Raw genomic sequence first — 14,466 nt, 5'->3', positions numbered from 1 at the left:
TCTTAATTATTAGAAAAAATATTTGTCTACAAATGTTCCAATTCTTTTTTCTGTAATTTCTTGTACAATTTATATTTTGCACCCTTTACAATCTGCGATTTATAGATTCCAACAGAACCTGAAGAAAAATAGGCAATGATGCACGCGATGGCAATGAAAATTCCGGGTTGAATTCCAAATAATTCCATTCCCATTATGGTGCAGGCGATAGGAGTGTGGGTCGCGCCCGAAAATACAGCTACAAATCCTATTCCGGCTAAAAGAGCGATTGGCATCGGAATAATTACGGATAATGCACTTCCTAAAGTTGCTCCCACAAAGAACAATGGTGTTACTTCTCCGCCTTTAAAACCAGCTCCTAAAGTAAAGCCTGTAAACAATATTTTTAGTAAAAAGTCATACCATTTATTTTGGTTTGAGAAAGAATCTATAATAACAGGAACGCCTAATCCCGAGAATTTTGTAAAGCCAAAACCAGCAAATGCAATGGCTAAAATGATTCCGCCAACAAAAGGTCGTAATGGAGGATATTTGATGTTTTTTGAAAAAAGAGAACCCCAAAAATGCGTGCTTCTGGAGAATAATAAAGCAGCAAAACCGGATAAAACACCAACGATAGCGGTATATACGATATTGTGCAGACTAATTTCCGGAATATTAGGAATACTATAATGGGTATGTTTTACCTGCCAGAATTCGACAGTAAAATAAGCAGCGTAAGCAACAAGGAAAGATAAAATAATACTTTTGATATTAATTTTGCTGAAGTACAAAACTTCCAAAGCAAAAATAGCACCCGCCAGAGGAGTTCCAAAAACAGAGGCAAAACCGGCACTGATTCCGAGAATAATCAATATTTTTCTTTCGGAATTATCTAAGTTAAAAAGTTTGGTGAATTGGTCTGCGATGGCACCTCCCATTTGTACAGCCGTTCCTTCACGCCCTGCAGAACCTCCAAATAAATGGGTGATTAAAGTTCCTAAAAGTACTAGAGGAGCCATTTTAAACGGAATAACTTTCTTGGGATTTTCGTATTCTTCCAGTAATAAATTATTGCCTTTTACGACAGATTCTCCCCAATAATAATAACTGAATCCGACAATTAATCCGCCGAAAGGCAAAAGCCAAATGATCCAGTCGTGGTGAATTCTAAATTGTGTAACCCATTCCAAAGAAACTAAAAAAAATGCCGAAGCCGATCCAGACAAAATACCTATCAAAATGCAGATCAAAATCCATTTGAAAGTGTTCAGGAATATTTCTTTTAGTTTTTGAGAGGTCATTAATTATTTAAGAAAAGTTTTTAGCCACGAATTTCACGAATTTTCACGAATTTAAAGTGTTTAATTGGAGAAATAAATTAATCTTTTTTAATCCTTTAATCTGTGGCAAAAGAATAATTAGTAAAAATTAGTGCAATTCGTGGCTAAAAATATTTACTGAACAACAGCTGTAAATTCAATTTCAACTAAATATTCAGGAGCAACCAGTTTGCTGATTTCATAAAAACCGGTTGTAGGTTTTACGTCTTTAAAGAAAGCAGAGTGTGCTCTCGCAACTTCTTCAAAAGTTGAAATATTGGTAGTGAAAATTCTGGTTCTGATTACATCTTTCATTCCAACATTCAAATCTTCCAGTACTTTTTCAACACGTTCTAAAATATTATAAGTTTGAGCATAAGCATCATCGGCTTTTACTTTATCGCCATCAACAATAGCCACAGTGCCCGAAACTTCAATGATATTGCCAATTCGTACTGCACGGCAATATCCCATTTTGTCTTCCCATGGTGATCCTGTCAAGATGTTTTCTCTTTTCATTTCTTCTGTTTTTTTTGAATTATTTTTTATCGATTTTAAAAACAATTCTGGTTAGTTAATACGGTTGCAATTTATAAAATATGTAACTGAAAAGAGTATAGATTTATTTGAAATCAATCTGTAAATTATTCTTTTTTGTGATATTTAAAGATCAAATTTTGGATGATTATTCAATTTGATAGTGTTCAAAAAGGCGAAGTTTATTTTGTGTTGCCGTTAAGTTTTGCTGCAAAACTTCAATCTTGTTTAGCAGATGATAAATAGCGTCAATTCCTTCTAAATTTATTTTGAGATCATAATGCATGCGAATCATTTTTTCGATCGTCGGCAATTGTTTAGGGTGTAAATATTCATCTTCTTCCTGAATAATTATTTCAACAAGATCGTAATTATTCAACTCCGTTATAAAGGTGTGTTCAATTTCGTGGTATACGCAAAATTGTTTTATCTGGATTAAGTTTTTACTACGCATGATTTCTTAGTTTAGCTAATTCTTCAAATAATTCTTTTTCTTTTTGAGATAATTTCGTTGGCGTTTTGACATTATAAGTAATGTACAAATCACCAAACTGATTCTCTTTTTTGTAGACCGGAAAACCTTTTCCTTTTAATTTGATCTTGGTTCCGGTTTGGGTTTCAGCGGGAACTTTCACTTTTACTTTTCCATCAAAAGTATTCACGAAAGTTTCACCTCCTAAAATTGCAGTGTATATATCAAGATCTGCGTCAGAGTATAAATTATTTCCTTCTCGCTTAAAGTCCGAATTGTTTTCAATAGTAAAGGTTATATACAAATCTCCGCTTGATCCACCATTCGCGCCTGGTCCGCCATGCCCGGAAATTTTTATAATCTGACCGTTTTCAACTCCGGCCGGAATTGTAATTCGAATATTTTTGCCATTTACAGTTAAACTCTGTTTGTGTGTAGTGTAAGCCGAAGCTAGGTCCAATTGTAATTCGGCATTAAAATCCTGTCCACGATATTTAGATTGCGATCTAGAACTTCTTCCTCCACCATACATCGAATTGAAGAAATCAGAAAAATCACTTCCGGAAAAATCTCCGCCAAAACCAGAAAAGTCCTGACTGCTACCTTGCTGCTGTTGTCGTGAATATTGCTGTTGATTCGGGTCGTAACCCGCTTTTTCAAATTCATCAGCGTGTTTCCAGTCTTTTCCGTATTTATCATATTTTTTGCGATTTTCAGGATTGCTCAAAACTTCATTGGCTTCATTGATTTCCTTGAATTTTTTCTCCGCTTCCTTGTCGTTCGGATTCAAATCAGGATGATATTTACGAGCCAGTTTTCGATATGCTTTTTTGATTTCGGCCTCCGTAGCTGATTTTGTTACATCCAATATTTTATAGTAGTCGATATAATCCATTTTATATGTTTTTATAAAATTTAATTAAAGTCTTGAAGTTAGGAATAAGTGGCTAATTATCAAAATGATGTAATTCTTTTTAAATAAAAAATAACGTTGTGCTTATTTCAATCAATTGTTTGTCAGTGGATGACAGATCAATTTGGAATTTGGATTTTTTATATTGGAATTTAATAATGATTTTTGGCAGGTTTTTTGTTTCCAAAAATTAGCCTAATATATTGTTATAAAAGTCTTAAAGTTAAAGTGAGTAATTAAATTATGCTATTTTTGCTTTGCTAGACCATATATTTTATAAAATTATAAAAGCCGATTCGATAAAACTTTTTCAATGAAGCACATTTTATTATTCATATTATTTTTTACCGCTGTAACAGTATCAGCCCAGACGGAGTTTGGTACAAAGTATAAAGCTATTCCAGCTCCAAAATTTAGTGCAAAACCCAAAAAAATTCCGAAGCCTGAAACATTAGATCCTTCCGCCCCGGCAGCAGAGGTACCAAGTATAAAAACTCCAAGTGTTTATGATAATAATACTATTACATCTAAATCAAAATTTCAGATAGGAGAACAAAAAAGCAAGTTCACCATGTCGACAGAAACTGACTTTGCCAACCCAGGCGATCGTTACGTAGCTAAAATGGAAAAAGATCTTGATAGAGCTTTGAAAGATGCAGGTTTAAAAGAGGGTAGAGGAACCTTGGTGAAGAAAAATATTTCTTTGGGAGATTTTAAAACCAAGTCGAATTATTTTATTGTGAAATTCCGTGATTTCGGAGCAATTGATGGTGATTTGGTGAAGATTTCATCAAATGATCAGGTAATACAATCCCAGCTATTTTTAGATTCTAATTTTAAAGATGTCAAAATTAATTTGGTAAATGGTTTCAATAAACTTGATTTTGAAGCATTAAATATAGGTTCATTAGGAGGAAATACTGCTGAAATTCAGGTTTATGATGATAAAGGGCAATTAGTCACCAATGATTATTGGGATAATTTAGCAGCAGGATTTAAGGCTTCTATTATTGTGACGAAAGAGTAGCTTTAAAGTTGCTAAGGTTCTGAGGGACTAAGTTTCTAAGTTTTTTTTCTTTAAAAGCTAAAATCTTAGTCCCTTAGTCCCTCAGAACCTTCTTAAATTCCTTCTTTTAAATGTTTATAGTTAGATTTAATAGTATCTAAAACTTCTTCCATTTTACCGCCAAGCATTAATTTTGTCATTGATTTTGCCATACCGGTAACCTGTTGCCAATCTACTTTTGGAGGCATTGCCAGCGCATTTGGATTGGTAAATACATTTAATAAAACAGGACCATTGTGGCGAAATGCATTTTCAATTGCACTTTCAACTTCTTTTGGTTTATGAACATTTACTCCCTGAAAACCCATAGCCTGAGCGATTAGACCAAAGTCAGGGTTAACCATATCGGTTTCATTATCGGGTAAGCCATTTACTTCCATTTCAAGTTTAACCATTCCTAAAGCACGATTATTAAAAACAATAATTTTAATAGGGATTTTATATTGATGAATGGTTGCCAAATCTCCTAATAACATTGATAAACCACCATCGCCACACATTGCTATAACCTGTTTTTCCGGATGTGCCAACGCTGCCCCAATAGCCATTGGCATTGCATTTGCCATTGAACCGTGGTTGAAAGATCCTAACATTTTTCGTTCTCCGGTTCCTTTTATAAAACGCGCTCCCCAAACGCAGGTCATTCCGGTATCTACTGTGAAAATTGCATTTTGATCTGCCAATTTATCAATAACATGTGCAAGATATTCTGGTTGAATGGTATCTTCTCCGCCATTGTCATTAATATAGATATTCATATTTTCTTTTACAGTAGCATAAAATTTTAGCTGCGCCTGTAAAAAACTATCGTCTGTTTTTGTTTCCAATAAAGGAAGTAAAGCATCAATTGTGTTTCCCACATCACCACATAATCCCATAAAAAGATTTGCTCGTCGCCCTAAACGTTCCGTACTGGTGTCAATCTGAATGATTTTATTATTTCCGGGCATGAATTTATCATAAGGAAAATCAGTTCCTAATAGCAATACCAAATCTGACTCGTGCATACTATGATAAGCCGAAGGCTGCCCAAGTAAACCTGTCATCCCTATTTCGTTAGGATTATTAGGCTGAATACTCATTTTTCCACGGAAAGAATAGCCTACGGGAGCTTTTATATGTTGCGATAATTGTACTATCTCATCATGTGCTTTTTCAGCTCCAATTCCGCAGAATAGAGTTATTTTAGAACTTTCATTTATGGCTTTTGCCAATAGTTGTAATTCAGTATCAGAAGGCCGAACAACTGGATTACAATGAAAATACTGAGTCGATATATTGCTTTCGACAGCTTTTAATTCCGAAACATCTCCGGGTAAACCAATAACGGCAACGCCTTTTTTTCCTAAAGCATGTTGTATGGCAGTTTGTATGATTCTGGGTGCTTGTTCGGCTGTCATAATCATCTGATTATAACAACTGCAATCATCAAAAAGCTTGATTGTATTGGTTTCCTGAAAATAATCCATTCCCATTTCACCAGTATTAATCGTAGATGCAATCGCTAATAAAGGTATATGTGACTTGTGAGCATCATACAAGCCATTGATTAAATGTACATGCCCAGGGCCGCAGCTTCCGGCACAAACCGCAAAACCATTTAATTCGGCTTCGGCTGCTGCTGCGTATGCCCCAACTTCTTCATGACGCACATGAATCCATTTTATTTTTCCATTTCGTCTTATTGCATCATTGAAAAAATTTAAACTATCACCGGTAACTGCATAAACGCGTTTTACTCCAGCTTCCACCAACATTTCTACTAATTGTTCTGCAACTATTTTACTCATCGATTATATTTTTAAAATTATATTTAGATCGTATAAACAGTGGTTATGGTTTATTTTACTTTCTTAATGATTAAATTTTAATATACACTTGATTGTGATGTAAAAGCGATTTTGGATGTTTCTATAAATTTAGGGAAAAGATTTGGTTTAATGAAGGAACTAAGTTGCTAAGGTTCTGAGTTGCTAAGTTTTTCTTTTTTGAAGCTAAAATCTTAGAACCTTAGCAACTTAGTTCCTTAGAACCTTTTAAAGAAAAAAAAATCAAAATTCCATTTTTCAAATTCGAATATAAAAAGTATTTTTGCGCATGCAACACAACGTACTTATTTTAGATTTCGGATCGCAATATACTCAGCTTATTGCGCGTAGAGTTCGCGAATTAAATATATTCTGCGAAATTTTCCCATACAATCACTTTCCTAGTGATTTATCACCTTATAAAGCCGTAATTTTAGGAGGAAGCCCATTTTCTGTTCGTGCAGAAGATGCTCCACATCCTGATTTATCTCAAATTCGAGGCAAGCTTCCAATGTTGGCGGTTTGTTACGGAGCACAATACTTAGCTCACTTTAGTGGCGGAGAAGTAGCGGCTTCGAACACCAGAGAATACGGAAGAGCTAATTTATCTTATATTAAGGAGAATGAAGTTTTCTTTAACGGAGTTTCAGAAAACAGCCAGGTTTGGATGAGCCACAGTGATAGTATCAAGGCTTTGCCAACAAATGCAGTGAAATTAGCAAGCACGCATGATGTAGAATATGCCGCTTACAAAATTGATGGAGAAACAACTTATGCTATTCAATATCACCCGGAAGTTTTCCATTCTACTGATGGATCAAAAATGCTGAAAAACTTTTTAGTAGATATTGCCGAAGTTCCTCAAAACTTTACACCAAACGCTTTTGTAGAAGAAATGGTGGGAGAATTGAAAGAGAAATTGGGTAATGATAAAGTAGTTTTAGGATTGTCAGGTGGAGTTGATTCAACTGTAGCAGCAGTTTTATTACATCAGGCAATTGGTAAAAACTTATACTGTATTTTCGTAAATAACGGTTTACTTCGTAAAAACGAATTCCAAAATGTATTAGACCAATATAAAGGAATGGGATTGAACGTAAAAGGAGTAGATGCGGGAGATCGTTTTCTTGGTGAATTAGCCGGAATTAGTGATCCTGAGACCAAACGTAAAACAATTGGTCGTGTATTTATCGAAGTTTTTGATGATGAATCACATTTGATCGAAGATGTAAAATGGCTGGCGCAAGGAACAATTTATCCTGACGTTATCGAATCGGTTTCTGTAAAAGGACCATCGGCAACTATTAAATCGCACCACAATGTTGGTGGATTGCCGGATTACATGAAATTAAAAATTGTAGAACCACTTAGAATGTTGTTTAAAGACGAAGTTCGTAGAGTTGGAGCTACTTTAGGAATAGATCCTGAGTTATTAGGAAGACACCCTTTCCCGGGACCAGGATTATCAATAAGAATTTTAGGAGATATTACTCCGGAGAAAGTGCAAATTTTGCAAGATGTTGACGCCGTTTTTATTGACGGATTAAAATCTTGGGGATTATATGATAAAGTTTGGCAGGCTGGGGCAATTTTGCTTCCGGTAAATTCTGTTGGTGTGATGGGCGATGAACGTACTTACGAAAAAGTAGTAGCGCTTAGAGCGGTTGAATCAACAGACGGGATGACTGCTGACTGGGTTCATTTACCTTACGACTTCTTAATGAAAGTCTCAAATGACATTATAAATAAGGTAAAAGGCGTGAATCGCGTTGTTTACGATATAAGTTCAAAACCACCTGCAACAATTGAGTGGGAATAGTACTAATTTTCAAATTAAGGCGTTACATTTGTAACGCCTTAATTTTTTAAACCTACTATTTATGAGAGAACTTTTAACGATTTCTCTTGTCTTTGTTTTGTCTTTTAACAAAATAACTGCACAAGATTCAATTATCGAGCACAAAATTCAAAAAGGAGAAACTGCATATTTTATTGCCCAAAAATATAAGGTTTCTGTTGACGAAATTTACAAACTCAACCCTGAATCACAAAGTGGAATCCAAGACAGTCAAGTTCTTAAAATCCCAGTCCATTCCACAGAAAAACAAAATCAAAAGCAACAAATTACCCACACCGTTGCTGCAAAAGAAACGCTTTACGGCATATCGAAACAATACAAAGTTACGGTTGATGCTATCCAGAACGCAAATCTTGAAATTTTGGCTAACGGACTTCAAATTGGTCAGGAATTAGTAATTCCGCAAAACGGTGGAAATCTCCCAAAAATTGAAATTGCAACCTCTTTAAAAGTAAGCCATAAGGTAGTTGCTAAAGAATCATTATTTAGTATTGCCAGACAATACAATGTCTCGGTTCAGGACCTTGAAAATGGGAATAAAGAATTGCTTCAAAATGGCTTGCAAATTGGTCAGACTATTTCAATTCCAAATAAAAGAAAAACATTGGATGGAAGAGTTCGTGTTATCAATCAGGAAACGATTTTTCATGTTGTTGAAGCAAAGGAAACCAAATTTTCGATTGCCAAAAAATATGGTATTTCAATTGATCAGTTAGAATCTCAAAATCCTGAAATTGTAAACGGATTGGTTGTTGGCAATAAATTGGCTATCAATACAAAAGAAATTAAACCAACAAACGAAAGTGAAGAATTGATGCTGGCTCTTGCCGAAAAACAAGTTGTAGTTGAAAAAACAAAAGCAAAAACAGTTGAGCTTGATGATTTAAAAGACAGGCTTGTTGTTCAGAAAGAAATGAATCAGAAAATCATAAAAATCAATGATTTGAAGGTTAATTTGAATGATATGAATGGCTCTAAAGATAATTCGGTTGAAAAATTGCGATTGGTTTTAGAAGCCAATAAAAATGTGCAGGATATTTTAATGGCCAAATTAGATTCATTAGTCAATACGATGAATAATGATTTGGTTGATTTGAAAAGAATGGATGTTTTGAATGTTGATGAATCAAAACGATTAGAAAAACAATCGTATGAAAGCATCGGAAAAACAAGTGAATTATCTTCTCAATTAAAAAAGGAACTGGCTGAAAACAGAAAAGCTTATGCAGGTTTAATGAATAAGGTAGAAAGAATTGCTGTTGAAGAAAATCAGGAATACAAGAAGAAAATCCGCGAAAGCGAAAAGATTAAGCCTTCAACTTCATTGCAGAAACGTCTTTTTTTAGAAGAAATTAAACATTATAAAATAGAGCAGGAGCAAGGTGATGCACAAAATCAGCTTTTAATCGCCAAGATTGATTCATTAGATACTCAGAAAAAAATCGAAGTTAAAAGACATATTAGTAAAGCTTCATTTTACAGTATGGAAGCCCGACAATTTGACGATAAACTGGCTTTGATTAAATTGAAAAAATATCAGGCCGATGCTTTAAAAAATCAAAATAAAACCAATTCTGATGAAGGTTCAAAAGCAATTTCTTTGGAAGAGATGAAACGAGAATTAAAGGAAAATCCACTTAAAAATGATAAAACAATAAAAGTGGAAGTTTTTGATAATCTTAAAGAAGTTTCAAATGGCTATTACTTAGTTTTAGGTATATTTACCGATGCGATACCGAGAGATAAGTTGATTATGAAACTTATTGATTCCGGGGATTTTAACGCTAGTTTTTTCTTTAATATAAACAGTCTTTCGTATTATGTTTATTCAGACAGATACCAAAATATGGAAGAAGTTTTATATAAATGCAAGAAAAAGGAGGAAGATGAGTTATATAAAGATATTATTATTGCTAAGGCAGAAATTGATCTTAGGTAATAATTGGAAAAAAATTAACAAGTGGCCTGAATCTTGCTTGGAACAAAATTAGTATCTTGTTTTTGAATTAAAAATTAAATTGTTTAAGCCATATTATGAAATATTATTTCGCCTTATTATCCCTTGTGTTTTTTGTTACTTGTTCTGCCTTTTCGCAGGAAAAAGTGATAAAATATACCGTTTCCAGTGGAGAAACTATTAACCAGATTGCCGTAAAATTTAAGATTACGCCTTATGATATTTATGCATTAAATCCGGATGCACGAAGTGGTGTGAAACCCAATACGGTTTTATTAATTCCGACGAATGTTAGTAAAATTGCTACGGGTAAAACAGAGGCAATTGGCGCAAAAAATGCTGCAAATTCAAAAGAAATAACACACGAAGTTCAGCCAAAAGAGACTTTTTACAGTATAGAAAAAAAATACAGTGTTTCTGATGAAGCTTTAAAAGCAGCAAATCCAGGTCTTGAAAAAACAGGAGTTCAAATTGGTCAAAAATTGGTAATTCCTGCAAAAGGAAGCACTCCAAAAGCTAGTTCAGCTTCGGCAAAAATTACTAAAGAAAAAGGACCTGAAAAATATGTGTATCATGATGTTGTAGCAAAAGAAACTAAATTTGGAATTGCTAAACAATATGGAATCACAGTTGAAGAATTAGAAAAACGCAATCCGGAAATAATTTCTAGTTTGCTAGTTGGATCTCGATTGACTATAAAAGGAACAGCACCAAAAACAGAAAATTCGACTCCGGTTTCACATGCTGCCAAACCTTCAGAAACGCCAAGAAAAGTAACTACTTATATGGAGTATCAGGTAAAACCGAAAGAGACTTTTTATAGTTTAGGCAGAACGTTTCATATTACTCAGGAAGAATTAACCGAATTGAATCCGGCACTTTCTGAAGGAGTAAAAGAAGGAATGGTTTTAAAAGTTCCATCAGGATATTTGGCACCAACGCCAATTATTGTACAATCTCAGCCAGCTGAAAAAGCAATCGAGAAATCAATTGAAAAACCAGTTGAGAATACAGGTGGAGGTATTAAAATTTTAGAAAAGGTAAAATCGGAGACCGTTTCAGCAGCTCCGGAAGTGGTTGAACTGACTAAAAAAAGAGGACAAACGGAACGTAAAAAAATGGTTTTATTATTGCCATTTAACTTAGCTAAAATGCAATTTGATACGACAAGCACGGCTAATAAAATTAAAAATGATAAATTTTTGAACATGACGCTGGATTTTTATTCAGGAGCAATGATGGCAATCGATTCGGCTAAAACCTTAAAATTACCAATTGATGTTTCTATTTATGATTCAGGAGAAACCAAAACAGCATCGAATGTTTCGGGTTTAATTGCTCAGAATAAATTGCAGGATGCCAATGCTGTGATTGGACCATTTTATCAAACTAATGCGGAAACAACGGCTAATTCATTACGCTTGTATAATGTTCCTGTGATTTCACCATTATCAAAAGATAGTGCGAACCCAATTGATAATTTATATCAGTCAATACCAACAAATGACGTGGTAAGAAACGCTGTTTTTGATTATATGCGCGCTAAAAACGGAAATATTGTAGCTGTTGTAGATAAGAAAAAAGAATCTGTTACTAATTACATCAAACAAAATCAGAAAGGTGTTGTTTTTGCTGCGTTAACAGAAACCGGAGGTTTAGACGTTGCCAATTTAAAAAGCTTGTTATTGCCGAACAGAATGAATTATGTGGTAATGGAAACCGGAAATACGGCAATGGTTAAAACGACAATAAAAGCTTTGCTTGATGCGCAAAAATCATGTCAGGTGCAATTGGTAATTTTAGAACCAAACAGTACACTTGATACAGATGAAATTAGTTTTGAAAACTTAATTAAACTGAAATTAATGTATCCGTCAGTAACGCGTGAAAGTGATGAAGCGGGAGTTTTAATTTTTGAAAAAGAATATCGCCTGAAAAATAAAGTGAATCCAAATACGTATGCAACTCGTGGTTTTGATGTTACTTTTGATACAATGATGCGTTTGGTACAAGGAAAAACCTATCAGGAAACGGCAGATTTAATGACAACAGAACAAGTTGACAATAAATTTCAATATTATAAAAAAGAAGATGGAGGACACGCCAACAAAGGGGTGTACATTTTATATTACGACTCAGATTTAACTTTAAAAGTAGCAAACTAATGACATCAAAAGTAACCTATTTAGGTGATTTAAGAACAAAATCAATTCATGTGCAATCAGGAAGCGAAATCATTTCAGATGCACCACTAGATAATAACGGAAAAGGGGAAGCATTTTCTCCAACAGATACTGTTGCGAATGCATTAGCAAGTTGCATGATGACGATTATGGGAATCAAGGCGCGAGATTTGAATGTAGATTTTATTAATTCGACTGCTGAAGTGACTAAAATAATGAATGCTGAACCAAGAAGAATTGGTGCTATCGAAATTGTTTTTGAAATGCAAGGTGTTGAAGGGGAAAAAAACAGAACAATTTTGGAACGTGCAGCAATGACTTGCCCGGTATTTCTAAGTCTAAGCTCTGAAATTGAAAAACGAGTTACTTTTAACTGGAAGTAATTTTCTAATAAATATTTAAAAGCCATTCACTGTGCGGTGAATGGCTTTTGCTTTTTATAAAAGTTCTATTGTGCAGTTTCTGTTTTTAAATCTTCGAGAATTGGTGTCGCAGTAGTTTTTATTTCCTTTTGAATCTTTTCGTTTTTTTGCTCAAAAACTACAATATTGTTTTTGCCTTTTTTAAGCCAGCATCCCGGAACATACAATGTTTGTTGTGGCCCAACGCTCCAGTATCTTCCTAAATTGATTCCGTTGATGAAAACAATTCCTTTACCCCAATCACGCATATCCAGAAACGTATCTCCTGTTTTATTTAGGTTAAAAGTTCCCTGATATAAAGTCGGTCGGTTTGCTTTTCCTGAATTTTTATAAGAAGTCAAATCCGGTTCCTTATTCATTGGCAATTGATACATCTCCCAATTTCCCGTAATCGTTTGACCATTGATAATTATCGGACTTATAATTCCTTTATTATTAGCGTTAATTTGTGAACCGTAATTAATACGTCCCATGTTTTCAACAATAATATCTAAGGTGGCATTAAAAGGAACTTCAATCTCACAATCGTATTTTTTGTAATATCGGTTTAATTCGGCAACCTTTTTTCCATTCACATAAACGATCGCATAATCCCGCAATCCGTTCAATTCTAATTTTCCGCTGATGGGTTGTGTGAATTTTTTGCTATACCAAACATAACCGTCACCTTGATTTAATTGTTCGAATGTTTGCGGAGTATCTTCAATGACCGGATTAATTTTAGCTTTTAAATCGGCTAAATCTACTGTTTTAGTGAAAGTAATATTCGGAATCGTAATCACCGGTATTTTTGTTGGAACAGCAGGCGTTTCTGGTGTTTTTAATAATTCTCTTAAAGCATTATACTTTGGTGTTGCCCAGCCGGCCTCGCTAATTGGTGCGTCATAATCATAAGAGGTCATGTCAGGTTGAATATCATGTTCTTTGTCATAATTTGCCCCTGAAGTAAAACCAAAATTAGTACCACCATGAACCATATAATAGTTGAAGGAAACCTGATTATCCAGATATTTTTTAGTCTGACGAACGGTTTGTTCCGGTTTTTGTATTGGGAATGGTTCAGCCCAATGATCTAACCAACCCGGATAGAATTCGGCTACCATATAAGGCCCCTGATTATTATTAAATTGATTTACTACCGCTTTTAATTTTACGACATCATCTTCGCCGTTTGCTGTTGGTAAAGCGCCCGGCAAAGCACCACCTTCAAAAAGCCAGCTTCCATCAGAAGTGAAAAATGGAACTTCAAAACCAACATCTTTTAATTGTTGAAAGACAGCCGAACTGTATTTTTTATGTTCTTCAAGCGAAACATCTTTACGTTGGGCTACATACGAACCAAATTCGTTTTCACCCTGAACCATAATAATAGGCCCGCCTTTAGTAATTTGTAAAGCTGCAACCTGATTGTACAACTCCGTAAAATAGGCTTTTGTAGCGGTTAGATATTCCTTATTATTTCCACGGATCACCATATTTGGGACGTTTTGCAAAAACCATGGATAACCTCCAAATTCCCACTCTGCACAAACATATGGACCGGGACGTAAAATCACGAATAATCCTTCTTCCTGAGCGGTTTTAATATATTCTGCTAAGTTTTTATTACCTGTTTTAAAATCCCAAACTCCCGGACTAATTTCATGATAATTCCAGAACACATAAGTTGCTACTGCATTTAATCCCATAGCTTTCATCATTTGTAGACGATGACGCCAATAAGGTTGTGGAATTCGGGAATAATGCATTTCACCTGAATGGATTTGGATCGGTTTTCCATTCAATAAAAAATTTCCATCGCTTATAGCAAATGTTTGTTTTTGTTGTGCCGAAAGCGAAGATAACAGGAGAAAGGAAACCAGAAGTGGAAGATAAACTTTTTTCATTTTTTTTAAATTAATGACGGGTAAATAAACAAGAGAGCATCTTATAAATTGTGCTCTCTTGCC

General features: G+C 34.5%; 11 protein-coding genes. 5 read left to right on the top strand and 6 right to left on the bottom strand.

The genetic code is table 11. The features are described 5' to 3' along the window. Positions 1–26: 26 nt before the first annotated feature. The 4 genes from AC6CH4_RS17970 to AC6CH4_RS17955 all read right to left on the bottom strand — a co-directional run bounded on the left by AC6CH4_RS17970 (position 27) and on the right by AC6CH4_RS17955 (position 3,205). A complete protein-coding gene (locus AC6CH4_RS17970) occupies positions 27–1,283 on the bottom strand; it encodes a chloride channel protein (RefSeq protein ID WP_498105370.1) in 1,257 nt (418 codons plus the stop codon). A gap of 153 nt (positions 1,284–1,436) precedes the next feature. Next, complete coding sequence (locus AC6CH4_RS17965; protein WP_056186290.1) at positions 1,437–1,820, bottom strand: RidA family protein; 384 nt, start codon at positions 1,818–1,820, stop codon at positions 1,437–1,439. Positions 1,821–1,986: 166 nt separating this feature from the next. After that, positions 1,987–2,292, bottom strand: coding sequence for a chaperone modulator CbpM (locus AC6CH4_RS17960; protein WP_498105368.1), 306 nt, complete (start codon positions 2,290–2,292; stop codon positions 1,987–1,989). Next, entirely contained in the window at positions 2,285–3,205 is a 921-nt protein-coding gene (locus AC6CH4_RS17955) for a DnaJ C-terminal domain-containing protein (RefSeq protein WP_498105366.1), read from the bottom strand. The genes AC6CH4_RS17960 and AC6CH4_RS17955 overlap by 8 nt, the downstream gene beginning before the upstream one ends. 331 nt (positions 3,206–3,536) lie before the next feature. Here AC6CH4_RS17955 and AC6CH4_RS17950 point away from each other — a divergent pair, with 331 nt between their 5' ends. Further along, a complete protein-coding gene (locus tag AC6CH4_RS17950; RefSeq protein WP_498105364.1) occupies positions 3,537–4,250 on the top strand; it encodes a hypothetical protein in 714 nt (237 codons plus the stop codon). 92 nt (positions 4,251–4,342) lie between these two features. On the opposite strand, the gene AC6CH4_RS17945 is transcribed toward AC6CH4_RS17950, so the two are convergent. Further along, positions 4,343–6,079 carry a thiamine pyrophosphate-dependent enzyme gene (locus AC6CH4_RS17945; RefSeq protein WP_498105362.1) on the bottom strand — a complete coding sequence of 579 codons (1,737 nt, stop codon included), beginning with the start codon at positions 6,077–6,079 and terminating at the stop codon, positions 4,343–4,345. 307 nt (positions 6,080–6,386) lie between these two features. Between AC6CH4_RS17945 and guaA the strand changes: the two genes are divergently transcribed. The 4 genes from guaA (at position 6,387) to AC6CH4_RS17925 (ending at position 12,478) form a co-directional block, all read left to right on the top strand. Then, positions 6,387–7,916 carry a glutamine-hydrolyzing GMP synthase gene (gene guaA / locus AC6CH4_RS17940; protein ID WP_492965502.1) on the top strand — a complete coding sequence of 510 codons (1,530 nt, stop codon included), beginning with the start codon at positions 6,387–6,389 and terminating at the stop codon, positions 7,914–7,916. A gap of 61 nt (positions 7,917–7,977) precedes the next feature. After that, complete coding sequence (locus AC6CH4_RS17935; protein WP_498105360.1) at positions 7,978–9,894, top strand: muramidase family protein; 1,917 nt, start codon at positions 7,978–7,980, stop codon at positions 9,892–9,894. Between the two features lie 95 nt (positions 9,895–9,989). Next, positions 9,990–12,077, top strand: coding sequence for an amino acid ABC transporter substrate-binding protein (locus tag AC6CH4_RS17930; protein WP_498105358.1), 2,088 nt, complete (start codon positions 9,990–9,992; stop codon positions 12,075–12,077). Beyond that, the gene (locus AC6CH4_RS17925) at positions 12,077–12,478 is read left to right on the top strand and encodes an OsmC family protein (protein ID WP_498105356.1); all 402 of its coding nucleotides are present in this window, start codon (positions 12,077–12,079) and stop codon (positions 12,476–12,478) included. The genes AC6CH4_RS17930 and AC6CH4_RS17925 overlap by 1 nt, the downstream gene beginning before the upstream one ends. A gap of 65 nt (positions 12,479–12,543) precedes the next feature. On the opposite strand, the gene AC6CH4_RS17920 is transcribed toward AC6CH4_RS17925, so the two are convergent. Further along, positions 12,544–14,403 carry a glycoside hydrolase family 35 protein gene (locus tag AC6CH4_RS17920; protein WP_498105354.1) on the bottom strand — a complete coding sequence of 620 codons (1,860 nt, stop codon included), beginning with the start codon at positions 14,401–14,403 and terminating at the stop codon, positions 12,544–12,546. Positions 14,404–14,466: the final 63 nt, after the last annotated feature.

The sequence above is a fragment of the Flavobacterium sp. GQ95 genome (assembly GCF_059758655.1).
This window is presented reverse-complemented; position numbering and strand designations above follow the sequence as displayed.

Coding starts and splice junctions, on each gene's coding strand:
- AC6CH4_RS17970 (WP_498105370.1), bottom strand. CDS start 1,283: ATGACCTCTCAAAAACTAAAAGAAATATTCCTGAACACTTTCAAATGG.
- AC6CH4_RS17965 (WP_056186290.1), bottom strand. CDS start 1,820: ATGAAAAGAGAAAACATCTTGACAGGATCACCATGGGAAGACAAAATG.
- AC6CH4_RS17960 (WP_498105368.1), bottom strand. CDS start 2,292: ATGCGTAGTAAAAACTTAATCCAGATAAAACAATTTTGCGTATACCAC.
- AC6CH4_RS17955 (WP_498105366.1), bottom strand. CDS start 3,205: ATGGATTATATCGACTACTATAAAATATTGGATGTAACAAAATCAGCT.
- AC6CH4_RS17950 (WP_498105364.1), top strand. CDS start 3,537: ATGAAGCACATTTTATTATTCATATTATTTTTTACCGCTGTAACAGTA.
- AC6CH4_RS17945 (WP_498105362.1), bottom strand. CDS start 6,079: ATGAGTAAAATAGTTGCAGAACAATTAGTAGAAATGTTGGTGGAAGCT.
- guaA (WP_492965502.1), top strand. CDS start 6,387: ATGCAACACAACGTACTTATTTTAGATTTCGGATCGCAATATACTCAG.
- AC6CH4_RS17935 (WP_498105360.1), top strand. CDS start 7,978: ATGAGAGAACTTTTAACGATTTCTCTTGTCTTTGTTTTGTCTTTTAAC.
- AC6CH4_RS17930 (WP_498105358.1), top strand. CDS start 9,990: ATGAAATATTATTTCGCCTTATTATCCCTTGTGTTTTTTGTTACTTGT.
- AC6CH4_RS17925 (WP_498105356.1), top strand. CDS start 12,077: ATGACATCAAAAGTAACCTATTTAGGTGATTTAAGAACAAAATCAATT.
- AC6CH4_RS17920 (WP_498105354.1), bottom strand. CDS start 14,403: ATGAAAAAAGTTTATCTTCCACTTCTGGTTTCCTTTCTCCTGTTATCT.